This is a genomic window from Bacillus sp. BB51/4 (genome assembly GCF_008368845.1).
Taxonomy (GTDB): Bacteria; Bacillota; Bacilli; order Bacillales; family Bacillaceae_G; genus Bacillus_A; species Bacillus_A wiedmannii.
Map to the genome: position 1 here is coordinate 14,108 of NZ_QOSC01000016.1, position 24,693 is coordinate 38,800.

The following is a 24,693-nucleotide window of genomic DNA, read 5'->3' on the forward strand; positions in this document are numbered from 1 at the left end:
TTTGCATACAATACAAGTTTATTATATATCCGTTCTGACATGCTTCTCCCTTCTTTCCTTCGACCAACTTTTTTTGTATTGGTAAATTATATGAAAGAGATGAGAAAATGTGTCCACTTTTTGCATACATACAAATCTTTTATCCCGCTATTTGCGGACAGTAAAACTCCCACCTCAAAAACAGGTGGGAGTTCAATTTATTTAACAAATTGTCCATTGAATATTATGCTTTTTGACTTCCTCTTCAAAACTATAGGGCATTTTCTTATCACAAATTACATGTTGAATACGTGAAAATGCTGCTATTCGGTAATTTCCTTTTACCCCTACTTTTGTATGATCACATAAAATATATGTTTTCTCCGCTAATTTCAGCATCGCTTCTGACAGTTTCGCCTTTTCTAATTCAAAACTAGAAACCCCAAAACCAGGTAATAATCCATCAATTGAAACGAATGCTTTATGAAAATGAAATTGCTGGATTACTTGCTGCGAAATAGACCCTGACACACGTGAATGCTTTGGAGAGACTTTTCCACCAATAAATAAAACTTCACCGTGAAACATCTTTTTATTAATAGAAGAAATTAATTGTGTAGCGACTGGAAATGAACTTGTTACAATCGTTAAATTTTTACGATGAACAAGATATGGCACCATTTGAAGTGGTGTACTTCCATCATCAATCGCAATCACATCTCCATCTTCCACAAACGTTGCTGCTTTATACCCAATTCTCTTCTTCTCTTCTATATGCAGCATCTCTCGTTCTAACATTGGTGCCTCTATTCCAGCTCCCGGAAGTTGGACGGCTCCGCCATACACTTTCTTCAACTTCTTTTCACGATCCAATTCTTCTAAATAACGACGAATCGTCTCTGTTGATACAGCAAACTCTCTCGCTAACTCTGAAACTTTTACTTTCCCTTTAAACTCTACCTTCTCAAGAATGGTTCGCTTTCTTTCTTCACCTACTACAGACATAGATTCACCCCATTGATTTCTACCTCATACACTGCCTTACTTATACAAAGTTATGACCTTCTTTTTCAGTGAAAACTTCTTCATGAATATGAATATCACGCTTTTTTAGTTCATCAAAAATAATTTGTGGATTTACAAAAGCTTCCTCAGGTGTCACAACACCAACTTTGTTTACACTCCCTTTTGCGATTAACTCTGTAGCAATCCCAAATGGAATACCGACGTTTCTCGTATAAGCTCTTAATTTTTCCCATCCTACAACAGAACCATCAGATAACGGGTGTGTATGATATAATACGTGCCTTTGTTTCTCATTATTTTTCATACCTATTACTTCTACATGAAGCGCATAACCGTAAATTTCTGTTTCTTGCCCTTCTTTCGATTGCAATAAATACTTCGAAATACAATCCATAATGCCAATTTCTTTCCCATTTATGTCAACCCGATCATTACGCAATATACCATAATCATATAAAGCACGTACGAGCTGCATATTTTGCTTTGGCCAAGTTCCTCTCGTCTCTATCAGTTTGACCCCTTTATTTTCTAGTGCTTTTGCTAACGTAATCGTTTCAGAATGCGGTATTATATACTGCGTTTCCTTACCATAAGGCGCCGGTAATTCAATTTCTCTCGGACGCGCAAACGGCGGTACTTGCTTAAACTCACCATCTTCATATACTGTACGCGATGGTAAATGTGGATCATATTCATATGTCGTTGTTTCTGTAATTGATGCAGAAAAAGCAATTGGACGGTACGAGCCATGACTTACACGTACTGACTCTACAGTATCTAGCTGATTTGCTGCATGCATTGCCATCATTTGCGTTACACCTGGCGTCATACCAAAACCAGGTAAACACGTTTTTTCATTTTGAGCAAATATAGAATGAGATTCATTTTCTTCACCAAATCCATTCAAATTCACACCGTGACAACCTGCTTCTGCAATACATCGAGTAGACAATCCATTTAACTTAATTGTCGTACCGTCCATTACAATGTCATAACCTTTCATTTTTGCAACCGTATCCTCGTGATTCGTTACATCTACTTTCACAAAATCAACACGAGGATCGTTGAGCCATTCTACTACTTTCAGGCCCTCTTCTTCATTAAAATCAGCTACTGTAATCGCCTCAAAAGATGAAAATTGCACTAAATCTAAAATTGCTTCACGACAAATTTTACCTGCTCCACCTAAGCAAAATACTTTCAACCTATAACAACTCCTTTAGCGATACTATCAACTAAGCGATTGATATCTGCCTCATGTACATCACCGATATTTCCAATGCGGAATGTATCTACTTTTGAAATTTTACCTGGATAAATAACAAACCCATCACACTTTAATTCATTATATAACTGCCCAAAATCGAACCCCTCTTCTGGATAAATGAAGGATGTAATAATAGGCGATTGGTATTTTTCATCTACTAGTGGCTTAAATCCGATTTCTCTCATTCTATTCACTAATATTTTTTGATTGTTATAATATCGATTGTAACGTGCTTCTACTCCGCCCTCTTTTTCTAATTCAAGTAGTGCTTGATAAAAAGCGTGTACAACATGTGTAGGTGACGTAAAACGCCATTTCCCATTTTGATGTTCCATCGTTTCCCACTGATCAAATAAGTCTAATGATAATGAACGTGCCTGCCCTTTACATTTCACCAATTCATCGCGCTTCGCAATAACAAAGCCAAATCCAGGAACCCCTTGAATACATTTATTCGCACTACTAATTAGAAAGTCAATTTGCAACTCAGCGATATCTATTTCAATACCACCAAAACTACTCATTGCATCAACCAGTGTTACTTTTCCGTATTGCTTCCCTAATTTACATACATCTACAATTGGATTGATAATACCTGTTGTTGTTTCACAATGAACAACTGCAATATGTGTAATCTCTTTATCTCGTTGCAATATCTTTTCTACTGCTGCAATATTAGTGGGCTCCCACTCTTCTGTTTGACTGACCACCACATCTATATGTAACATCTCTGCCATTTGTACAATTCGCTTACCATACGCACCATTTGTACATACGAGCAGCTTTCCATTTTTAGGAACGACAGATCCAATCACTGCTTCAACTGAAAACGTACCGCTTCCTTGCATGAGAACAGTTGTATATGTCTCTTTTTCCTTCGTTGCTAACGATACAAGCTTAGCTCTTACCTCTTGTACCATTTTGTTATATTCAGCATCCCACGTACACCAATCGTATAACATAACTTCTTTTACTGTTTTGGTTGTTGTTAATGGTCCAGGTGTTAATAATAAATAGTGATTTTCAGTCATGATCCTATTCCCCTTTTATGAAATAATAAGTTCTTGTTTCTCGATATGTTCCATTACGTTTTCGAGTTCCTGCATCGTTTCTATCGTAAAGTGCGCCCCATTTTCAACGAAACGATTGCGAACTACTTCTATTTTTTCACGAAGTTCTACCGGATCCATATTCTCCACTTCCTCTTCAGTTAAGCCGAGTTCGCTACTGCCGAGAATTACACCCACTGTCCACATACCAGCATTTCTTCCCTCTTTCATATCTGATACTGTGTCTCCAACTTTTATCATATGATTCATTGGATATACACCAAGCTCCATCCCATTTTTATAGCACATCCACGGATACGGACGACCTGCTGGAACATCATCTGGTGTTACAAGAAAATCAGGTTTATACCCTTGTAGTGCTGCTTCTTTTGCTACAATATCCATCATTTCTCTCGTATAACCAGTCGTTGAACCAATTTTAATTCCTCTTTCACGTAAAGAAGCAATCACTTCTTTTACTCCATTAATCGGCGACGCATAGCGCGGTAAAATAGCGAAGAGAATCTTTTCGAATTCTTCATACATCTCCTGAATGTCTGCTTCTGTTGGTAATTGTCCGAAAATACGATTCCACTCACTCGCAATACGAGGCATCTCTGTTAATGCCCTAACATGATCAATTTTCAATAATCCCATTGGCTTACGGGCTTCTTCTGCAGTAATTGCCACACCACGTTTATGGAAAATCTCCATAAATACTTCCAGTGGTGCAAAACATCCGTAATCAACTGTTGTACCTGCCCAATCAAAAATAACTGCTTCTACTTTCATCTAATCCATCACCCTTCTTATTTATCTTTTTTGCCATTGTGACGTTCGGTTACGAAGTGCTTTCGTTCCCCATTCATATACAACTCTCACTACAATATTTGTAACAACAATAAGTACACTCATTGCAGCTGCTGGTGCTACATTTCCTGCATCATCCATATTTACAATTGATACGGCAGCTAGTTTAAAATCAGCTGCATACAGGAATACAACTGCTGAGACAGTTACCATTGAATTTACGAAGTAGTACATTACCATTTCTAAAATGGCTGGTAAACACATCGGTACCGTAACTCGAAAGAATGTTTTATAAAACGGTATCCCCATCGACTGTGAAACAAGTTCAAACTCTCGATCTAATTTCTTTAAAGCTGTCGTTGCCGTAACAAATGTTACAGAATAAAAATGAATGATATTGACTAGTACTAGCACAGCAATTGTTCCGTATAGAGAATGGAACGGGTTCGTTACGGAAAGTCCAAAGATTTGTATGGTTGGTTGACTAAAGAAGAAGACGTAGCCTAACCCAAGTACTAAACCTGGTATCGCTAAAGGGACGATAGAGAAAAAGTAACCTACTTTTCGGAAAAATTGTAGCTGATCTATTTTCTCAATCGCATAAGCGAACATAAATGTTAAAACCGCTCCAATAACCGCAGTAATTGCTGAAACAATTACGCTATTTTTAAATGCTTCCAATCCATCTCCTGTTAAACTGGAAAAATTAAAATGCTCAAATGTAAAGCTCATATTATATGGCCATACTTTCACACTTGCAGCAATACCAACTGCCACAAATAATAGAATGATCATAAGCGTTACTACGCTACAATATACGAATGAAATAACATCTCGTTTCTTATTATTTATTATTCTGTAAGGTACTGATTTGGAAGATAAGAGATTCGCCTGCTTTCTTTGCGTAATGCGATCAACTGCAAAGGCAAATATAGCTGGGATTAATAAAATCATTCCGACAGTTGCACCCATCGGCATATTTTGCTGCCCAATTACTTGCTTATATACGTCAGTAGCAAGTACATTATATTGCCCACCAACAATTTTTGGTGCCCCAAAGTCAGTGAAACTAAGTGTAAACACAACGAACATCGCACTAATTAATCCGTACTTTACACTAGGTAAAGTAACAGTGAAAAATTGCTTTGTTTTACTCGCTCCTAACATATTAGAAGCTTCATATAAACGATAATCAGAGCCTTGAAAAGCAATTAATAATATAAGAAATGCTTGCGGAAATGTATACATGACTTCAGCCATTACAATTCCTACTGGTCCATATAAAGGGATTTGTATCCCTTCAAACAAACCAAACATTCCTTTCGTTACTAACCCTTGATTACCAAATAAATATGTAAGTGCGATACCATGCATCATCGTTGGTGCGAATAATGGTAACAACGCAATATATTGGAATACACGCTTTCCAAACACATTCGTACGAGCGATCGCATAGGCGTAAGCGAAAGCAAGTGTCACTGCAATAATTGTTGTCGCACCCGAAATCCATATCGTATTTTGTAATGATTGAACTAGCGTTGGTGTTGTGAAATATTTACTGAAATTCGCAACACCAATGAAAGCTCCATCTTTATCATAAAAAGCTTGTGTAAACAATTGTAATAGAGGTAATACAAGCATGATCAAAAACGCGAGAAGCATACCAATAATTAATAGTCTTTGTATCCACTCTTCTTTACCGATACGTCTCTTAATCTTTTTTTTCGTACTTTCTACCTTAAAATCTTCTAACATCTCCATCTATACAATGACCTTCTTTCCATATGACAACATATGATTTTCTGAGAAAGAGATTTGAATCGGCTTTCCTTTTCTAATTGCGGTTGCTTCTACTTCTGATGCCAATATATCCACTACAATTTTCTCGTTATAAAGATGTGTTTTTTCTTCTACGACCCGCACTTCCGTCCGATATACAGATCCGCGAAATTCCATACTTTCCACAACCGTTTTAATACCATCCTTTTGTACAACTGTTACATGCTCAGGACGAATTGCATGTTCTTCATTGTTTTTCGAAAAGAAATTAATAGAACCAATAAAATCTGCCACAAATGGATTGGCTGGTCTTTGATAAATCTCCTCTGGTGTGCCAATCTGCATAATTTCCGCATGATTCATTACAACAATTTTATCGGCCATCGTTAATGCCTCTTCTTGATCATGCGTAACCATAATAGTTGTTACTCCTACTTTTTCTTGCAAATCACGCATTTCTCTACGTAACTTTTCACGCACTTTTGCATCTAAAGCAGATAATGGCTCATCGAGTAACAAAATATCCGGAGACAGAGCGAGCGCACGTGCAAGTGCTACTCGCTGCTGTTGTCCACCAGACATTTGAGCAGGATATTTATCTTTTACATTCAGCAAATCTACAAGTTCTAACACCTCTAGCGCTTTCTCTTTTACTTCTGCTTTTCCATATTTTTTTGTCTTTAAGCCATATTCAATGTTTTCAAGTGCTGTTAAATTCGGAAATAATGCATATGATTGAAACACCATTCCGAAATTCCTCTTTCCAGGAGGTAATGCTGTAATATCTTTTCCCTCCACAGCTATACTACCTGTTGTTGCCTCTTCTAGCCCTGCTAAAATTCGAAGCAATGTTGTTTTCCCACAACCACTTGGGCCTAATAAACATACAAACTCATTTTTTTTCACAGTAAAAGAAATATCTTTTAACGCTGTAAATGCATCAAACTGTTTTTGAATGTGTTGAATTGATAAATATTCGCTCATTTTTTCTCTCTCCCACTCACTTACTTTTTCGGTTCTGCTTTTTGGCCAAACTCTTTTTCCCATTTTTCTAAAATTTTGTCACGATTTTCTGCTGCCCATTTAAAGTCATTCTTTTTGTATAACTTTTCTGTCACATCTTTAGGGAATCCATCTGGAAGTTTATAATCATTTTTAATTGTCGCAAATCCATTTTTCTCGAAGTATAACTTCATTACATCATCAGTAATTGCCCAATCTAAAAATGCTTGCGCTAATTTTTCATTTTTTGCATTATCTTTTTTAATAAGTGCGTTCGCTTCTACTTCCCAACCTAATCCTTCTTTCGGCAATACAACTTCAACTGGTGCACCTTTTTGTTTCTCTTTCAAAGCACTATAAACCATTGATACGCCAACTGGATATTCACCTGCGCCTGCTAATTTCGCTGGTTTTGAACCTGAATGAGTATAAGTTGCTATATTATCATGAAGTTTCTTCATGTAATCCCAGCCTTTATCTTCACCCATAATTTGTAACCATGCAGAAACTGTTAAAAATCCTGTTCCAGAAGAAGCTGGATGTGGCATAACAAGCGTTCCTTTATATTCTGGTTTCGTTAAGTCTTCGTATGATTCTGGCATCGGTAAATTTTTCTTCTTTAATTCTTCTTTATTTATAGCAATCCCCGTCATAAATGCCGTATTACCTACCCATTTTTCTGGTTGCTTATCATCTTTAAATTGCGGAAGAACACGATCCGCTCCTTTTGGAGAGTATCCTTTTAACATATCTTTTTTATCTAAAGCTAATAGACTAGACGCTGCTGTTCCCCATACAACATCTGCTTGTGTATTTTTTCCTTCAGCTAGCAATTTCGCTGTAATAACCCCAGTTGAATCACGAACAATGTTCAGTTTCACATCTGGATACTTCTGTTTAAAAGAATCAAGGTAAATTGGTACAAGTTCTTCTTCAATCGCTGTGTAAACAGTTAATGATCCAGATAATTTATCATCCTTTACTTTTGCCCCAGCACTCTCTTCTTTCTTTGCACCACACCCCATTAATAACGAAAATACCATTCCAGTTGCTACAGCTTTAAAGATTGTTTTTTTCACTGTCTCTCTCTCCTTTTATAAATCTTATGTACAACTCTAATATAAACAACTAGTGTAAAAGCAGTATTAAACCAACATTAATCTTTTGTTTGTTGTTTGTTTTTGTGTAATACGTTGCTACTTCTATGTTTTTTCGCATTTTTCTGCCAATAATGAACACTAAATTTACAAATAATTAAAAAAACCTTTATAATCCCACAAAAAAATGAGGCGTTTGTAAAAAACGCCTCATTTTTGTTTACCTTTTTTTGAATTACGATTTGCATACTTCGCGCTATTTTCTCCTTCATACTCTAATGCAAATTCTGCATCTGGTAAGCTTTCTTTCGGAGTTTTATTATTGTTGATTGCCGCATTTTGTTTCACTTTTCTTTTTACCAATACATTCACCTGCTCTCAAGAATTCACTTTCTACTCTAGTTTAAAACAACATTAAATAATTATTACTGGCAAGTGTTAACAAGTACATAAGGCCGCTAGATGGAAATACTACCTATGAAGAAAGCATTAGAAAAGGGGCGATTATTTTGAAGAAGAAAGATAAAATTCAGTCACCAATTTTAGATGAAACGCTCCCGCATCAAATGAATTTCCCATCTTTTAAAGGAACAGGAAAGAAGATGCAACAACCTTTCATAAATCAATATGACGTCGTAATCGGAGACAGTAAATATGATTCCGAGAATAGTCCACTTCACAATTGGACTGATGAAGTAGACCCTGCCATTATGGCTGGAGAAGAATGGATTCATCCTACAAATGATATTGGGTGGATTTCAGAAGAAAATCAAGAGTTGCTAAAAAAAGAAGTGGATAATAAGAATGAGGCTTTTATGCATCCGCAATTTGGCATTAACGACTAAAAAACCATTCTACCTCACATAGGTAGAATGGTTTCATACTATCCAATAATAATTCTCTCTTTCGGGTATTTATAGCGAGGTGGCTGTTCTCTTCCCCCACTAGCCAGTATAAATGTTAAAATACCGACACGCCCAATAAACATAAGTACAATAAGTACAAGTTTACCAACAGTTGTTAAATCTGGCGTAATACCTGTCGATAGCCCTGTCGTTCCGAAAGCAGAACACACTTCAACAATTAAACTCATAAGCGGTACATTTTCCGTAATAGATAAAATAAAGAGTGCTGTGGCACATAATAAAATCCCCATTGTCATAACGACAGATGCTTTTAGCACGTCTTCTTCATGTAACTGACGTTTGAAGACTCTAACCGTTCTTCCGCCTCTTGCAAAATTGTATAACGATAATATACTAACAGCGAATGTTGTTGTACGTATTCCGCCCCCAACCGAACTTGGAGATGCCCCTATAAACATTAATATACTCATAAATAAAAGCGTCGGTTGTGACAATTCACGTATATCCATTGTAGCCAGTCCACCGCTTCGCGTCGTCACAGATTGGAATAATGTATAGAAAACTGTTTCATGCCATGACTTTCCTGCTAAAAATTGATTTCGTTCTAGTAAAAAAATCATAATGGTTCCAACGATAACGAGGGCAAAAAATGTTGTTGTCGTCAATTTTGTAAATAACGAAAAACGAAATAGTTGCTGTCTCTTTTTACTAAGGAATTGCTTTACTTCCATTAATACAGGGAAACCAATTGCCCCTAAAATAATGAGTAACATATGAATCATTTGCACAATATAATCTTTCTTATACGGAATTAGCGATTGTCCTGTTAAATCAAATCCGCCGTTCGTGGTTGCACTAACAGCGGCAAAGAAACCGTGAAAATAAGCTTCTTGCCAAGTTGGAAAATAAAGTAGAAATCTTGTACCTAATAGTATCGCTCCAATAAGTTCTATCGAAATAATTACAATTAAAATAGAACGCATCAATTCTACAAGGCCTGATAAATTCCCTTGATTATGGTCTGCCATAATGAGTCTTCTTCTCTGCAAACCGATCTTTTTCCCCGTTATAATCCAAACAAACGTACCAAGTGCCATAATTCCTAAGCCGCCTAATTGTAAAATAAGGGCTAACATAATAATTCCTGCCGTAGTAAATGTATCTGAAATCGTAACAACAGACAGTCCCGTAACACTTACCGCACTAACAGATGTAAAGAGGGCATCGATAAATGTCCATTTCACACCAGACTTCGTAACAAACGGGAAACTAAGCAATATCACCGATACAACTACTGCTAATAAATAAAATAAAACAATGAGTTGTACAGGACGTAATTTTTGTAAAAACTTTTTTATATCTCTCATTCCATCACTTCGCTACCTTTTTTTCTATCGATTAAATAAAGAAAAATCTTCACTTTCTTTATTTGTAAATAACTGCTCAAATAATTTGGCAAATACCATTCCATACACAGTTCCATTACCTCCATATGGCAATGCGTAAAATAAATTATGTATCTTTTTGTCTTCTTTTAAAATAGGGAGACCATCATGACTACCGCCAAATGCTGCCGCCCAATAGTACTCTGCCTGTATATTCTTATACTGCGGGAACATCTCTTTTACAATGTTAATAAGGATATCACGCTTATGCAATAATTTCGTATCACCAATTGTTTGAATTTGCATCGCTTCATCTAATCCGCCTACAATAATACGGTTTTGATACGTTCGAAAATATAAGTAAGGCCGTGCTGTTTCCCAAATTAATGATCGTTCATGCCAGCCTTCAAATGAATCTACCTTATTTGTCACCACTGCATATGATGTTTCCACTGTTGTATTTTTTTCTTTCTTTCCGAAAAGTGCTTCATAACCTGTCGCCATAATAATATTCTTTGCTACAATTTGATTTCCTGTTTTCGTGTAACAAATTAAATCATTTTGGCGTTTTTTTATATGTATGGCCTCTGTATGCTCAAGTATAGTAGCTCCCATTTGATTTGCTTTATGCAAAAGGCTATGCGCTAATAAATACGGATTCACTTCGGCATCACCATGCGTATATAACGCTGCTTGTTTTATAAATGAATACTTCTTCTTCATATGTGAATCGGTAAAATATTCAACCGGGAATCCATAATGGCGTAACGTATTATATTCTTCTTGTAAAAACGATACATCCTCATTTCTACTTGCATAATACAAACTACTTCGCGGAATAAACTGAGGATCAATATCGAGAGTCGGTACAACTTGCTCCATTGTTCGTAGCGCTTCGTAACAAAGCTTATATGCTCGTACCCCCTTTTTTTCACCAAATGTATGGATAAGTGAGGTTAGCGATTTATCATGAAGAAATTGTAGTAAACCTGTATTAGCAGCTGTGCTACCACATGCGATTGCTCGTTTTTCAATGAGCGTAACATGCATTCCAATTTTCGCTAACGAATACGCTATATGAGCACCTGCTTCTCCGCTTCCGACTACAAGCACATCACATATCATATCATTTTCTAATGATGGATAACAAGGTATAGAAACTCCTGTATTCCAAAACAACTTACCAGTCATAAGTTTCATAATTATACTCCTAAAATATAAATTTCTCCTTTCTATCTTTTGTTATTTCCCATAAAAAAATCCAACTAACATACGCTAGTTGGACTTTTTATTTTTAATTAGAACGCTCCTCAAGCCAATTTCCAACCGTCGGATATGTTTGTTTTACCGCTGTTCCACCGTAAACGATCGACATATGTCCCGTTGGTAAACATACATATTGTTTATCTGTGCTAGAAATATGGTCTAGCAAAGCTTCTACTTGGCATGGCAGGGCGATATGATCACGTTTCGCAGAAATATTCAAGACATTCGCCTTAATATTTGCAAGGTCTACCTTTTGTCCACGAATAACGAGTTCACCTTTCACTAATTTATTATTTTGATAAAAATCACGAATCCATTGTCTATACGATTCACCCGGGAATGGAATACCGTCACCAACCCACTTTTGAACTAATTTCCAGCTTTCGACGAAGCGCTCATTTTCTGAACGATCAAGTAAAGCGACATATGGACCTACAAAGTTTGTAATTGGTTTTAACATCTTATTTCCGAAATCAATCATTTCTGGCGGAATATTTCCGAATGTATCAACCGCTTTATCTAAATTGAAGTATTTCTCATCTAATAAAGGACCGTATAATCCTGTTTCAGAGAAATCAAAAGGACTTGTCATAAAGATTAAGTTGCGAATTGGCATGTGCGGATGAAGTGCTGCATAAATAGAAGTTAGCGTTCCACCCATGCAATAACCAAGTAAAGAAATCTCGTCCGATTTCGCAGTTCTCATTACTTTCTTCACTGCTTTTGCAATATAATCAAACACGAAATCATCAAATTTCAAATGACTATCTTCTAAACCAAATGTGCCCCAATCAAGCATATACACATCAAAACCACGATCTACTAAATATTCCACTAAACTATTTCCTGGAGTTAAATCCATAATATACGGTTTATTAATAAGCGCGTATATTAATAAGATTGGAACTCTCTGTGTTTTTTCTTGTTTTGGAATGTAACGATACAGCTTCGTTTTATTCTTCGTCCAAATAACTTCTTTTGGTGTTAAACCAACTTGTGGTTCTGGTTCGCGCAATAAAACTTCGCTCGCTCTTTTCACACGGCGATATGCTTTACGATATTCTTCTGGGTACAACTCCAATTGCTTTTCCCATTCCGTTACGAATGTAGTCATTTTTCTATCTCCTTTTCGGTCGATTTATTTCTAAAAAAAGAAGTGCATTCCTGCTATGGATATGCACTTTTTTCTCGCTTCATTACATGTATAATCCACCGTTAATGTTTAATTGCTGACCTGTGATATATGCACCGTCACGGCATAGGTATACTACACCTTTTGCAATTTCATCAGCTTGACCAAAACGTTTTTTCGGGATTTTCGCAACGATTTTTTGACGTACTTCTTCTGGTACTTCTGCTACCATTTCAGTATCAATAAATCCTGGGCAAATTGCGTTTACAGTTACATTTGTTTTTGCAAGCTCTAATGCTAATGATTTTGTAAATCCTAACATACCTGCTTTTGCTGCAGAGTAGTTTGTTTGTCCAAATCCACCAGCTTGGCCAATAATAGAAGAAATACTAATGATTCTTCCTTCTTCTGCTTCCGATATGTATGGCAGTACCGCGCTTGTTGTATTAAATACACTGCTCAAGTTCACGTCAATTACGCGCTCCCAATCTTCACGATTTAATTTTTTGAATGTACGATCTCTTGTAATACCAGCATTATTAACAAGAATATCAACTTTACCAAAATGATTCACAGCTTCTTCTACAAGTCGGTTTGCATCTTCTACTTTCGAAACATCCGCTTGAACTGCATAAACGTCATGTCCTTCTTTTCCTAATTCATTTACTAAGTTTTCAGCTGCTTCTTTACTGCTGTTATAGTTAATAACTACTTTTGCTCCCTCTTGTGCTAATGCTACTGTAATTGCTTTTCCAATTCCTTTTGCCCCACCTGTTACGATTGCTACTTTGCCATTTAATTGAACCATTTCTTTTCCCCCTTAAATGAATTTGTGAACGATTGTTATGAATCATTTTGGTACTCATATGAATAGAGTCCATATATTAATTATGTTTCGTTGTTTATACATGAAAAAGAGATTCTCCCTTTCCCTTTTACACGTTATAAACAAACGCTATTATCATTTTTTATTTTCCGGCTTATTCGCAGGTTTTACTTCTTCTTTTGCAGGTACTTGTAGTTTCGCTAGTACTGCATTTTGCTTTTCTAGTAACTCTAAAATTTGATCAACTTTCGTTTCTAGCGTGCGAATATCTTGTTTTACTTTCGTAACATCACGCTTTAATGTAGGAGCTTGTCCTAATGAATCCACTTTCTCTTCTAGAATTTCCTCAATGTTATCAACTTTATTTTCTAAATTGATAACAAGCGTAGCTACTCTAGCGATATCCTCTCTCGTCGGCACATTCACCTGTTCTAAATAATTTTTTGTCGTATCATTTAATGCTTTTTGATAAAACAAATTCAAATCTAGAACGCTGCCCATCCAAGCAGAATATTCTTCTGTTTTAATTGTTTCATTGAGCGCTTTTCCCCAAAATGTTTCGGTTTGTTCATAAGCATTTTTCCATGCTTGCAATGGATCGAATTTTTGATCAATCACTTCGCCTACACTCCCTTTTTCGTTTTTGAAACAATTCAACCTATTCACTATTTTCTAATATTCTGAATAAAACTTCAAGTCTATATTTTATTTTTCTTTATTTTCCAATAAATGTGTTGACATTAAAAACAGATAGGTGTAAATTGCACTTATAAGCAAAAAAATTCCATCTAACTGATTCATGAGGTGATGCACAATCATGCTACATAATGAACCAGAACACCCAGAAAGTTTGGGAAAAAACCAAGCGAAACAACCAAACTCCATGCCCAAAAACTTCTTAGTTCCTTTCTTACTTCTCTGTCTAAAAGACTGGAGTCTTCATGGTTACAAACTCATTCAAATGCTAATGGACATCGGCTTTTCTTCTGTTGACCAAGGTAATGTGTATAGAACATTGCGCAAGTTAGAAAAAGAAAATCTCATTTCTTCCACTTGGGATACAAGTGAAGGCGGGCCAGCGAAACGAATTTATTCTTTAACAGAATATGGAGAGCAATATTTAACAACATGTGCAACTTCTTTTGAACATTATCAAAATATGTTGCGGACGTTTTTTACGTTATACACCAATGCGTTCTTTCCATTTTCTACTTCTCCAGAAAAGGATGAAAAGGATTCTTCATCTTCACCTGGTGGTACAGCAGAGTAATCTGCGTTCACAATATGCAAAAAAACATTTGGAGGTCAAACAATGGAAACTAAGCCATACGAATTAGTCGATGCATTTTGGAAAAACTGGTCTCAATCTCTTTCCCTCTTCTCTTCAGCTGGGAAACAATTAGAGCAACTTACTTTAGAAACTTTAAAACAACAACAAGACGCTTTGCATAAATTAACATCAGGAGTAGATGAACTAGAAAAAGAACTACAACAATTCACTGCTCAGTTCAATAACCAATATACAGATTACGTGAAGCAATTAACTGGAAACTCCTTAAATGATCAAATTAACGAGTGGCAAGGGAAATGGAATGAACTTTCTAATCAAATGCACCAACTGACTGTTTCTCCTACGAAAACATCTTTGTCTATTCTTACTCAAACTAGCGGTCAATTTGAAGAAACAACAAAACAATTTATTGAACAACAACAATTACAACGTGAAGAGGTTCAAAAACAGTTAGAAGTTTTTTTGGGAGAGTTCAAGTCCAAACAACTAGAACTCGCAAAGCAGTTCGAGGAAAACTCAAAAAATTTATTTACTTCCATCAAGTAAGAAAAATGTGGGAGCTAACTGCAGCACAAACAAAACTCTTTCTTCCTCCTACTACATCAAGATGGCTAGCATTTTTCGATATGGAAAAGAAGGAGGCAAAAATGAATCCATTCCAAGAAGCACAAACTGTTCCGGAGCTTCGTTATGATGAGATTCAAGTCGGTGATCAAGCATCCCTTACAAAAACTATTACGGATGAGGACGTTATTAATTTTGCAAAATTAACTGGAGATGTGAATCCTATTCATATTTTAGATTCTTTTGCAAAAACGACAATGTTTAAAGAACGTATTGCTCATGGCATGCTCGTTTCCAGTTTCATTTCGACGATTCTTGGAACGAAACTCCCTGGCAAAAACACGATTTATTTATCTCAAAACGTTTCATTCCGTGCTCCTGTCAAAATCGGTGATACACTTCGCGTTGTGGCAGAAGTCATTAAAAAACGAGACGATAAAAAAATCATTACGTTGCAAACAAACATATATAATCAATCCGGTGATATTGTCGTGGAAGGTACAGCGACAATACTGAAAAAAGAGTAGCAAATTTGCTACTCTTTTTTCTATCCAATAACTTCTAATCACACCGATTACTTCCGCGTATGAGTACGTCGTTTCCACATAAAATAACGTTACCAGTTTAGATAAGTATTTAGCTGAATTGGACTACTCATAAGGATGTGTATCAACATGGTAAAAACAAACAAATTACTAGTTCCAGGTGCAGAACAAGCGCTTGAACAATTTAAATATGAAATCGCACAAGAATTCGGTGTTAGCTTAGGTTCTAATACAGCATCTCGTTCTAACGGTTCAGTTGGCGGTGAAGTAACGAAACGACTAGTCGCTTTAGCTCAACAACAATTACGTGGATAATACAATAACCTATGGCTTAGAGGCAGATATTCTCTGCCTCTTTCTATTTTTAACATACATAATCGTGCTTTTTCACATACTAGTAAGAGCAAACTGAAAGGAACGATATGTGACATGAAACGGATTAATATTAGCATGAGTCCTCCCCGTGTTCTTACTTTGTCTTTTATTATGTTATCAGTTATCGGTACATGCTTATTAAAACTACCAATTGCTACAACAACTTCTATTTCATGGATCGACGCTTTATTTACAACAGTTTCTGCTTGTACTGTTACTGGGCTTGGTGTTGTAGACACCGGAAAAGTATTTACTTTGTTTGGACAGTGTGTCATTTTAACGCTTATACAAGTAGGCGGACTTGGCATTATGAGCTTTGCCGTTTTAATTGCGATTATGCTCGGCAGAAAAATTGGTCTTCAAAACCGAATTTTACTGCAACAAGCGTTAAACCAAACGAACATTGGTGGCGTCATTCGTCTTGCCAAAGCATTATTTTTATTCTCTTTTACAGTCGAATGTATCGCTACTTTGATTCTTTCTTTTGAATGGGTACCAAAATACGGGATTTCTAAAGGGATCTATTATAGCTTTTTTCATTCGATCTCTGCTTTTAACAATGCTGGTTTTTCTGTGTGGAGCGATAATTTAATGTCCCATTCTCATAGCATTCTTGTCAATCTCGTTATCTCCTCCCTCATTATTTTAGGTGGGATTGGTTTTACAGTAATCGTAGATATAAAAAGAAAAAAAAATTTTAAAAACCTTACATTACACTCAAAACTTATGCTCTCTTCTACTCTAATCGTCAATATTATTGCGACTGTTTTTATTTTTATATTCGAGTTCCACAATTCCCTTTCTATGAGAGGATTTACCCCATTTGAAGAAGGAATGGCCGCTTATTTCCAGGCGGTTTCAACTCGTACTGCCGGGTTTAATACTGTTGATATTTCTGCATTATCAAAGCCTTCCCTACTATTAATGATGCTCCTTATGTTTATTGGCGCTGGTAGTGCTTCAACCGGTGGTGGAATTAAGTTAACAACATTTTTAATCATGTTTTTTGGGGTATTTAAATTTTTACAAGAACAAGATGATATTGTCGTGTTTAAAAAATCTATTAAAGATACTCTCATTGTCAAAGCATTAACCATCACTATTATTTCCATTTCATTTATCTTTTTTGCTATTTTAATTTTAAGTATTACTGAGCGAGTTCCTCTATTGATGAGTGCTTTCGAAGTATTTTCAGCATTTGGGACTGTCGGTCTCAGTATGAATTTCACACCACACTTAACTATGATCGGAAAAGCCATTATCATCTTTATGATGTTTTTTGGGAAAATGGGACCTTTAACATTGGCTTTTTCATTTGCACGTAAAAAGAACCGAAAAATAAAATATCCGAATGAAGATATTTTAACAGGTTGACAACCGTATACATTATCCATATAATGAGAGTACAATAGCATATCTCCAAAGGGGAGTAGCGTCCAAGAATATTTCTTGGAAACAAAGTCGTCATTACGTAGAACTTAGTTCTTCCGGCTTTGTTGGCATTTTCATTACATATGTCTAGCAAGACCTTTGCCTATTAACGGCAGAGGTCTTTTTTGTATTAATTTCCAAATCCTTCCAAAGTTAATAGGCAGGAGTATGGGGAAACTAAATAGTGGGGAAATTCTTCACTTATTTAGTACTTATAGAAATGAGAGGAGAATGTACATGGATGTATCATTATTATTGGAGTATGGTTGGGTATTACTCATCCTAATTGCACTAGAGGGGATTTTAGCGGCTGATAACGCTCTCGTTCTTGCAATTATGGTAAAACATTTACCAGAAGAAAAACGAAAGAAAGCACTATTTTACGGATTAGCGGGGGCATTTGTTTTCCGTTTCGGATCGTTATTTATGATCTCGTTCTTAGTCGACGTATGGCAAGTGCAAGCAATCGGTGCCATTTACCTTATGTTTATCGCTGGTAATCACTTATTTAAAACGTATGTTAAAAAGAATACGGATGAAGAAACAGAAGAAAAAGAAGCAAAGAAAAAACAAGAGAACTTTTGGTGGACTGTATTTAAAGTTGAGGTTGCTGATATCGCCTTCGCAGTTGATTCAATTTTAGCTGCAGTTGCATTAGCAATGACTTTACCAAAAACAGGATTAGGTACAATTGGTAGTCTTGATACTGGGCAATTCGTTGTTATCTTTGTAGGTGGACTTATCGGGTTAATCATTATGAGATTTGCAGCAACTGCTTTCGTACAAATCTTAAAACGTAAACCAGGACTTGAAACTGCAGCATTCTTAATTGTAGGTTGGGTTGGTGTGAAACTAGCAGTTTATACATTAGCACACCCTGCATTAAATGTAATTCCGCATTCATTCCCAGAATCTACACTATGGAAGCTTACATTCTGGATTGTATTAGTGGGAATCGCAGTTGGCGGTTGGTTCTTCTCGAAAGAAGTAGAAGTAAAAGTAGAAAAGAATTTAGACGAAAAAGCGCTGTAATTACAGCGCTTTTTCTTTTTCCCTTCCCCCCCTCAATGTCCAGAAAAAATTCTATTATACTACCATTTGTAAGCGTTTTCTCGATGTATGTATGTCCTTTTTGTGAAACATTGCACAAACTTATTGAAACTGAGAACAATTCCATGTACTTTATTCATATAAGGAGTATTTATAGATGATGTACTAAAGGAGCGTATTACTCATGCTAGAACAAGGATTAGATTATGTTGTCAAACTGGCTAAGAGCAAAAAACAAATGCTAGATACAAACCCGATGCAATATTTCATTCGTGCCGCACTTGCGGGTATTTATATCGGTTTTATTATTGTACTATGTTTTAAATTAGGTAACTTTTTTCACATTGCAGATTCACCAGCAACTTATTTAGCTGCTTCTATGTTTTTCGGAATTGCCCTCGTACTTATTATATATGGCGGTGCTGAATTGTTTACTGGAAACACAATGTACTTTACTGTAGCAACTTTAAGAAAAGAAACAACGATTTCTGATACACTTCGTAACTGGATCGCTTGTTATGCAGGGAATTTAGCTGGAGCTTTATTCTTTGCCTTACTATTTTATGCAACTGGAATTTTCGAAGCAATTGATCACGGCCATTTCATGAATAAAGTAGTAGAAGGAAAAATGAATACACCTACAATACAATTATTCTTTAAAGCAATTTTATGTAACTGGCTTGTATGTCTTGCGTGTTTCTTACCTTCTCAAGTTAAAGGTGATACAGCAAAAATTATGATGATGATGCTACTCGTTTTCACATTCTTCTTATCTGGTTACGAGCATAGCATTGCAAACTTATCACTGTTTGCTCTATCTTTAGTTTCACCGCATCCGGAGACAATTTCTTTTGCAGGTGCTATTCATAACTTAATTCCAGTTACAATCGGTAACATTATTGGCGGGTCCGTCTTTGTCGGTATGGTATACCATTACTTAACAAAGAAAGGACCTGACGTGAAACAAGAAGAAACTGAATTAGTAGCAGCTCAACAAGAAGAAATCATTCCGTTACAAGCACATATGAAACATTAAAAACTCCAAAGTTTCACTTTGGAGTTTTTAGCTCCCCACATATTTAACAACAAGGTGCGGATTAATTTCTCCTTCTTCCTTTCCCTTATTAATTCTCTGTTTCATCTTGTGCATACCGATGACATCATTCGTATGAAGGTGAATTTCATTTACATATAACCCCTCTTTACAAAAAGCCTCTACAAAATCTAATCCATTTCTTTCCCCCCATCCCATATTAAAATCAAGGGAAAGAATATTCACATCATAATCCCGAACCATTTGCAAGGCACATTCTACTGTAGTGGCGGGCACATACCCGTACGGACAACTTCTTTGATCATCCATATATACATTCATGTTCTATCCCCTCTCTATTTTGTATACGTGACCAACATGTAACATATTGCCCCAAGGCTAATAAAAGGACCGAACGGAATTTGGCTCCTCATTTTCATACGTTTTAATACTATACCAACTCCAAAGAAACAAAGACTAAAGCAAGATGCTAAAAATAAGATCATAAAAATCCCTTTCAGTCCCACTATAAATCCAAGTAACGAAAGTAATTTTATATCCCCTCCACCAAGCCCTTCTGGATATATCTTTTGCATGCAATATAACAAAATGAATATAACGCCACTACCAACTATACTATCTGTCCAAGTCACTAATGGCACAAAAACACATTCTAAAATGAGTAAACAGGCAAACCAAGCTAAAATACGATTGGGGATTAACATATATATGTAATCTGTAACTGAAATAATAAGAAGTAGCGAAAAAAGCGATAAAATGATGATAAGCTCTCGTTCCACCCCAATCATATATACAGTAAGAAGAAATATCATTCCTGTTACAAGTTCAAATACTACGTACAAAATTGAAATTTTCCTCTTACAATTCGTACAACGTCCTCTTTGTATACAAAAAGAAATGATTGGAATCAATTCTTTTGGCTTTAGCACATACTTACAATAATGACAATGTGAACGCGGGGTAATGATAGACTCACCTAGCGGCACTCTCATTGCAATTAACATAAAAAAAGAACCAAACACCATCCCCACTAACAATGCATATAAATAAGTGAACATCCCTTCCTCTCCTTTCCAGAAGAACATAGCAAAAAAAGGAGAGAACTTCTACTTCATATTATTTCTATTCTATTAAAAAAGCAGGCCATTTTCCGGCCTGCTTTCCCCTCTTTTATACGATGAAATATACTGCTTTTAATGGTCCGTGTACTCCGACAACAAGATTCATTTCAATATCTGCCGAGTTACTAGGTCCTGTAATAAAGTTAATACAAGATGCTACTGCCTCGCCATTTTCTACACGTGTGTTCATATCCTGAACTGCTTGTGTAATACGAGGCACAAGTGTTTCACGTGGAATAATAGCAAAGTATACAGTCGGTAAAAAGTGTAAAGAACGACCTTGGCCTTTATGACTTTGTACAACAATCGTACCAGATTCAGCTAAAGTATAATCACTAAATGCGATTCCAATATTCGCTCTTTCTGCGATACGCATATTCTCTTCTTTTTTCTCAGGATCCCATACATTCACTTCAACATTTTGCTTTGGAAGCTCTTCTTTAAATAAAGAAGTCAATCCATAAGAATCAAAACGTTCGTCTGCCGATAACATAATAGGTCCCCCACCGTTTTCCACGATTACTTTTTGAATATCTTCACGTAAACGGTCGTTTGTCGTTTCCACTACAGTTGTATGAATGTTTGTACATTGATTTTTAAATACTTCTAACAATTCTTCTTTTGAATAATCTTTTAGCGTTTCTACATTCACATTACTTTTCCATGCTGGACGCTTTACGCCTTCTGTTTTCCGCTCACGTCCAAGTTCTTTTGCAATATTATCTAGAAAGGACTCACGGTTTTGAATTAATCCTGTCATTATTTGTCCCCGCCTTTCTTATGATCTTTATACCAATCACGGAATCGTTCTTTACTTGGAGCCGGGAATTCACGAATATCTGTCCAGTTTTTAAGTGGCCCAACACCTTTTGATACACGGTTGCCCGATGTAAATGGACTCATTGCTGCTGGCGCCATTTTTGATCCCATTTTATATAAAGCTGCTGAAGATGCACCCATACTAAACATTTTCATTGCTAATTTTTCTGCAAGTGGTGCACGTCCTTCTTGCTCAACAATTGCTTGACGATGTTTTAATAATAAATCATGCAATGGTATTTTTACTGGACAAGCTTCTGTACACGCTCCGCATAAACTAGAGGCATATGGAAGCTCTTTGTAATCATCGTATCCACCTAAAAGTGGTGTTAATACCGCACCGATTGGTCCTGAGTATATAGAACCATACGAATGTCCACCAACGTGACGATATACAGGACATACGTTAACACAAGCAGCACAACGAATACATTGCAATACTGAGCGGAATTCAGATCCAAGAATTTGAGAGCGGCCATTATCAACAACAACTAAGTGGAATTCTTCTGGTCCATCTACTTCCTCTTCTTGAATTGGTCCCGCTACAGTTACATAACTTGTTAATTTTTGCCCTACTGCACTACGACATAGTAAACCAACTAAAACATCTAATTCTTCCATTGTCGGAACCATACGTTCCATACCCATTACTGCAATTTGAGTTTTCGGAATCGACATAACAAGATCGGCATTACCTTCGTTCGTTACTAAACAAAGAGAGCCAGTATTTGCAACTGCAAAGTTACAACCTGTCACACCAATTTCTGCATCCATAAATTTCTCACGAAGTTGTTTACGAACAAACTTTGTCATTTCATATGGATCATCAGAATTTTCATAGCCAAGCTTTTCTTTAAATACATCACGAATTTGCGTTCTGTTTTTATGAAGTGCGGGCGCAATAATATGTGAAGGTGGATCGTTATCTACTTGCAAGATATACTCTCCTAAGTCACTTTCTAACACTTCACAACCAATCTCTTCAAGGGCATGATTCATACTAATTTCTTCAGTTACCATTGATTTTGATTTTACAACTTTCTTCGCTTGTTTCTTTTTTGCAACGTCTTGAATATACTTTGCTGCTTCCTCTTTCGTTTTCGCAAAGTACACATGTCCGCCTCTTTTTGATACATTTTCACTTAACTGCATTAAGTAATAATCAAGGTTTTCTAACGTATGTTGGCGAATTTGTTCACCTAGTTCACGCCACTCTTCCCAGTTTCCTAATTCTTCCGCTGCTTTTAAGCGATTCGTATATAAGCGCGTTTGCGCAGAAGATACTGCTCCGCGCATAAAAGAATCTTGAATTCCATCGCCAACGCGATCATTAAATTTTTTCTCACTGATTTTCATAGACATAGCTTATGTTCCCCCTTCATGAGCGACTATTTAGTACCTCAGCAATATGCATTACTTTTATTTCTTTTCCTAAACGCTCAATACGTCCGCCAATGTTTAACAAACACCCACAATCTGCACCGATTAAATAATCAGCACCTGTTTCCATTGCACTATCTACCTTTTCATCTACCATTTGCTCAGAAATTGGAGTCATCTTCACTGAAAACGTTCCCCCAAACCCACAACAATTTTGTTCGTTTGGCAGTTCTCTCACAGTTAATCCTTTTACGTTTGATAATAAAATTCCTGGTGCCTCTTTTACTCCAAGCAGGCGTGTCATATGACACGATTTATGAATAGTAGCTATCCCTGGTAAGCTTGCACCAACATCTGTCACTTTTAAAACATCTACAATAAATTGTGTAAATTCATATGTTTTATCAGCAACCCTTTGTGCACGTTTAGCCCACTTCGGATCATCTTTAAAAACATGCGGATACTCATGAAACATTGTCGCACAAGAACCAGATGGTGTAACGATATATTCTGCATCTTCGAAAGTTTCAATCATATGTTTCATCGCTTCTTTTGCTGCTTCTACATGGCCGCTATTATAAGCAGGCTGACCACAACAAACTTGTGCTTCTGGAAATTCAATTTCACAACCTAAACGCTCCAACACTTCAACTGTTGCTTTGCCGACGTTTGTTTCAAACATATCGACTAAACAAGTAACAAATAAAGTAACTTTCATAATTATTACTCCCCCTTTTTACAACTCCACCAACAAACATATGGTCATCAGATGACTGAGAAAAGAAGAAGTAGGCTCAACCATGGCCTATCCTCTCCCTCTTCTAAAGAAAACGCTTACTTAATCTTTCTCTATTTTATCAAAAAATTTGATTTTTAAAAGATTAAATTACGAATTTATATCGTTTTTACCTGTGACAATATGTTCTACATTTGTTAAATGATCTAGCATTGCTTGCTGCGCTAATTCTACATCTTGCTTTAACACTGCATCATATATAACTTGATGCTCTTCTATAAGTCGTTCTGATGTTGTTTGTTCACCATATAAAATAATGCGTCTTGATTCACCAATCGTTTCAGCAATCATCTCTGAAACGTGATTCATGAGTTCAATCAAAATGTTGTTATGCGAAGACTCCGCAATTCCCATATGGAACTGAAAATCTGCTTTTTCGCCAGCCTTTTCATCTCCAATGCTCTTTGCCATTTCATCTAACCAATGCTTCATATTTTGCAAATTATCTTCCGTACGTTTTGCCGCAGCTGCTCGAACTGCCCCCACTTCAAGCACCTTTCGTACTTCTAATAAGTTTAAAATATCTTCTTTCTTCATTAATAATTTATTGTTTAATGATTTTGTTAATGAAGAAGAATCGAAATTCTTCACATATGTACCTTCTCCTTGTTTCATCTCAATTAAGCCCATTGCTCTTAGCGCACTTAGCGCTTCACGAACAGCAGATCTACCAACTTGAAACTGCTCAGCTAATTGATGTACAGGAAGTAGTTTGTCACCAGGTTTTAACGTACCATTTTTAATCATTGTTAAAATAGCTTCAGATACTTCTTCGTAAATCTT

27 protein-coding genes and 1 riboswitch are annotated in these 24,693 nt (G+C 36.3%); of the genes, 8 read left to right on the forward strand and 19 right to left on the reverse strand.

What is annotated here, in order from left to right:
- Positions 1-201: 201 nt before the first annotated feature.
- The 8 genes from DN392_RS22360 to DN392_RS30505 all read right to left on the reverse strand — a co-directional run bounded on the left by DN392_RS22360 (position 202) and on the right by DN392_RS30505 (position 8,372).
- Positions 202-984: a DeoR/GlpR family DNA-binding transcription regulator gene (locus DN392_RS22360; RefSeq protein ID WP_000117658.1), complete on the reverse strand. Its 783-nt coding sequence runs from the start codon at positions 982-984 to the stop codon at positions 202-204.
- 40 nt (positions 985-1,024) lie between these two features.
- On the reverse strand, positions 1,025-2,209 hold the full coding sequence (locus DN392_RS22365; RefSeq protein WP_064448967.1) for a saccharopine dehydrogenase family protein: 1,185 nt from the start codon (positions 2,207-2,209) through the stop codon (positions 1,025-1,027).
- On the reverse strand, positions 2,206-3,303 hold the full coding sequence (gene phnW / locus DN392_RS22370) for a 2-aminoethylphosphonate--pyruvate transaminase (protein ID WP_000138234.1): 1,098 nt from the start codon (positions 3,301-3,303) through the stop codon (positions 2,206-2,208). Before phnW ends, DN392_RS22365 begins: the two co-directional genes overlap by 4 nt.
- 15 nt (positions 3,304-3,318) lie before the next feature.
- Positions 3,319-4,113: a phosphonoacetaldehyde hydrolase gene (gene phnX / locus DN392_RS22375; RefSeq protein ID WP_000861862.1), complete on the reverse strand. Its 795-nt coding sequence runs from the start codon at positions 4,111-4,113 to the stop codon at positions 3,319-3,321.
- A 21-nt stretch (positions 4,114-4,134) separates the two neighbouring features.
- A complete protein-coding gene (locus tag DN392_RS22380) occupies positions 4,135-5,892 on the reverse strand; it encodes a putative 2-aminoethylphosphonate ABC transporter permease subunit (RefSeq protein ID WP_048567063.1) in 1,758 nt (585 codons plus the stop codon).
- On the reverse strand, positions 5,893-6,894 hold the full coding sequence (locus tag DN392_RS22385) for a putative 2-aminoethylphosphonate ABC transporter ATP-binding protein (protein WP_000006174.1): 1,002 nt from the start codon (positions 6,892-6,894) through the stop codon (positions 5,893-5,895).
- Positions 6,895-6,914: 20 nt separating this feature from the next.
- Complete coding sequence (locus DN392_RS22390) at positions 6,915-7,991, reverse strand: putative 2-aminoethylphosphonate ABC transporter substrate-binding protein (protein WP_000750909.1); 1,077 nt, start codon at positions 7,989-7,991, stop codon at positions 6,915-6,917.
- 228 nt (positions 7,992-8,219) lie between these two features.
- Complete coding sequence (locus DN392_RS30505) at positions 8,220-8,372, reverse strand: hypothetical protein (RefSeq protein ID WP_000240799.1); 153 nt, start codon at positions 8,370-8,372, stop codon at positions 8,220-8,222.
- A gap of 146 nt (positions 8,373-8,518) precedes the next feature.
- Between DN392_RS30505 and DN392_RS22400 the strand changes: the two genes are divergently transcribed.
- Positions 8,519-8,854: a DUF3905 domain-containing protein gene (locus DN392_RS22400; protein WP_000725963.1), complete on the forward strand. Its 336-nt coding sequence runs from the start codon at positions 8,519-8,521 to the stop codon at positions 8,852-8,854.
- Positions 8,855-8,892: 38 nt separating this feature from the next.
- Here the strand turns inward: DN392_RS22400 and DN392_RS22405 are convergent, their stop codons facing one another.
- From DN392_RS22405 to phaR, 5 genes are all read right to left on the reverse strand, one after another.
- Positions 8,893-10,242 carry a TrkH family potassium uptake protein gene (locus DN392_RS22405; RefSeq protein WP_001204695.1) on the reverse strand — a complete coding sequence of 450 codons (1,350 nt, stop codon included), beginning with the start codon at positions 10,240-10,242 and terminating at the stop codon, positions 8,893-8,895.
- A 24-nt stretch (positions 10,243-10,266) separates the two neighbouring features.
- Positions 10,267-11,460 carry an NAD(P)/FAD-dependent oxidoreductase gene (locus DN392_RS22410; protein ID WP_048567062.1) on the reverse strand — a complete coding sequence of 398 codons (1,194 nt, stop codon included), beginning with the start codon at positions 11,458-11,460 and terminating at the stop codon, positions 10,267-10,269.
- A 94-nt stretch (positions 11,461-11,554) separates the two neighbouring features.
- Positions 11,555-12,640 (reverse strand): class III poly(R)-hydroxyalkanoic acid synthase subunit PhaC, encoded by a 1,086-nt coding sequence (gene phaC / locus DN392_RS22415; RefSeq protein WP_000206842.1) that lies wholly within the window; start codon positions 12,638-12,640, stop codon positions 11,555-11,557.
- An 82-nt stretch (positions 12,641-12,722) separates the two neighbouring features.
- A complete protein-coding gene (locus DN392_RS22420) occupies positions 12,723-13,466 on the reverse strand; it encodes an acetoacetyl-CoA reductase (RefSeq protein ID WP_000250411.1) in 744 nt (247 codons plus the stop codon).
- A gap of 153 nt (positions 13,467-13,619) precedes the next feature.
- Entirely contained in the window at positions 13,620-14,102 is a 483-nt protein-coding gene (phaR, locus tag DN392_RS22425; RefSeq protein WP_000566954.1) for a polyhydroxyalkanoic acid synthase subunit PhaR, read from the reverse strand.
- A gap of 199 nt (positions 14,103-14,301) precedes the next feature.
- Here phaR and phaQ point away from each other — a divergent pair, with 199 nt between their 5' ends.
- The 7 genes from phaQ to DN392_RS22460 all read left to right on the forward strand — a co-directional run bounded on the left by phaQ (position 14,302) and on the right by DN392_RS22460 (position 19,776).
- A complete protein-coding gene (gene phaQ / locus DN392_RS22430) occupies positions 14,302-14,754 on the forward strand; it encodes a poly-beta-hydroxybutyrate-responsive repressor (protein WP_088321148.1) in 453 nt (150 codons plus the stop codon).
- A gap of 42 nt (positions 14,755-14,796) precedes the next feature.
- Positions 14,797-15,321 carry a polyhydroxyalkanoic acid inclusion protein PhaP gene (gene phaP / locus DN392_RS22435; RefSeq protein ID WP_000448583.1) on the forward strand — a complete coding sequence of 175 codons (525 nt, stop codon included), beginning with the start codon at positions 14,797-14,799 and terminating at the stop codon, positions 15,319-15,321.
- A gap of 101 nt (positions 15,322-15,422) precedes the next feature.
- Positions 15,423-15,866: a MaoC family dehydratase gene (locus DN392_RS22440; RefSeq protein WP_001067917.1), complete on the forward strand. Its 444-nt coding sequence runs from the start codon at positions 15,423-15,425 to the stop codon at positions 15,864-15,866.
- A gap of 147 nt (positions 15,867-16,013) precedes the next feature.
- Positions 16,014-16,199: an alpha/beta-type small acid-soluble spore protein gene (locus DN392_RS22445; RefSeq protein ID WP_000241212.1), complete on the forward strand. Its 186-nt coding sequence runs from the start codon at positions 16,014-16,016 to the stop codon at positions 16,197-16,199.
- Positions 16,200-16,313: 114 nt separating this feature from the next.
- Positions 16,314-17,633: a TrkH family potassium uptake protein gene (locus DN392_RS22450; protein WP_000822344.1), complete on the forward strand. Its 1,320-nt coding sequence runs from the start codon at positions 16,314-16,316 to the stop codon at positions 17,631-17,633.
- Between the two features lie 38 nt (positions 17,634-17,671).
- A riboswitch (yybP-ykoY riboswitch) is annotated at positions 17,672-17,837 on the forward strand.
- 90 nt (positions 17,838-17,927) lie between these two features.
- Complete coding sequence (locus DN392_RS22455) at positions 17,928-18,722, forward strand: TerC family protein (protein WP_000383317.1); 795 nt, start codon at positions 17,928-17,930, stop codon at positions 18,720-18,722.
- Between the two features lie 202 nt (positions 18,723-18,924).
- Positions 18,925-19,776, forward strand: a complete 852-nt coding sequence (locus tag DN392_RS22460) for a formate/nitrite transporter family protein (RefSeq protein WP_048567060.1) — start codon at positions 18,925-18,927, stop codon at positions 19,774-19,776.
- A gap of 27 nt (positions 19,777-19,803) precedes the next feature.
- On the opposite strand, the gene DN392_RS22465 is transcribed toward DN392_RS22460, so the two are convergent.
- The 6 genes from DN392_RS22465 to DN392_RS22490 all read right to left on the reverse strand — a co-directional run bounded on the left by DN392_RS22465 (position 19,804) and on the right by DN392_RS22490 (position 24,690).
- Positions 19,804-20,115, reverse strand: a complete 312-nt coding sequence (locus tag DN392_RS22465; protein ID WP_048567059.1) for a cyclic-phosphate processing receiver domain-containing protein — start codon at positions 20,113-20,115, stop codon at positions 19,804-19,806.
- A gap of 14 nt (positions 20,116-20,129) precedes the next feature.
- Positions 20,130-20,852: a prepilin peptidase gene (locus DN392_RS22470; protein ID WP_000495731.1), complete on the reverse strand. Its 723-nt coding sequence runs from the start codon at positions 20,850-20,852 to the stop codon at positions 20,130-20,132.
- 112 nt (positions 20,853-20,964) lie between these two features.
- Entirely contained in the window at positions 20,965-21,675 is a 711-nt protein-coding gene (locus tag DN392_RS22475; RefSeq protein WP_000147203.1) for a LutC/YkgG family protein, read from the reverse strand.
- On the reverse strand, positions 21,675-23,096 hold the full coding sequence (locus DN392_RS22480) for a LutB/LldF family L-lactate oxidation iron-sulfur protein (protein WP_088321146.1): 1,422 nt from the start codon (positions 23,094-23,096) through the stop codon (positions 21,675-21,677). Before DN392_RS22480 ends, DN392_RS22475 begins: the two co-directional genes overlap by 1 nt.
- A gap of 16 nt (positions 23,097-23,112) precedes the next feature.
- On the reverse strand, positions 23,113-23,832 hold the full coding sequence (locus tag DN392_RS22485) for a (Fe-S)-binding protein (protein WP_088321144.1): 720 nt from the start codon (positions 23,830-23,832) through the stop codon (positions 23,113-23,115).
- Positions 23,833-24,000: 168 nt separating this feature from the next.
- Positions 24,001-24,690 carry a FadR/GntR family transcriptional regulator gene (locus DN392_RS22490; RefSeq protein WP_254915158.1) on the reverse strand — a complete coding sequence of 230 codons (690 nt, stop codon included), beginning with the start codon at positions 24,688-24,690 and terminating at the stop codon, positions 24,001-24,003.
- Between the last annotated feature and the right edge of the window lie 3 nt (positions 24,691-24,693).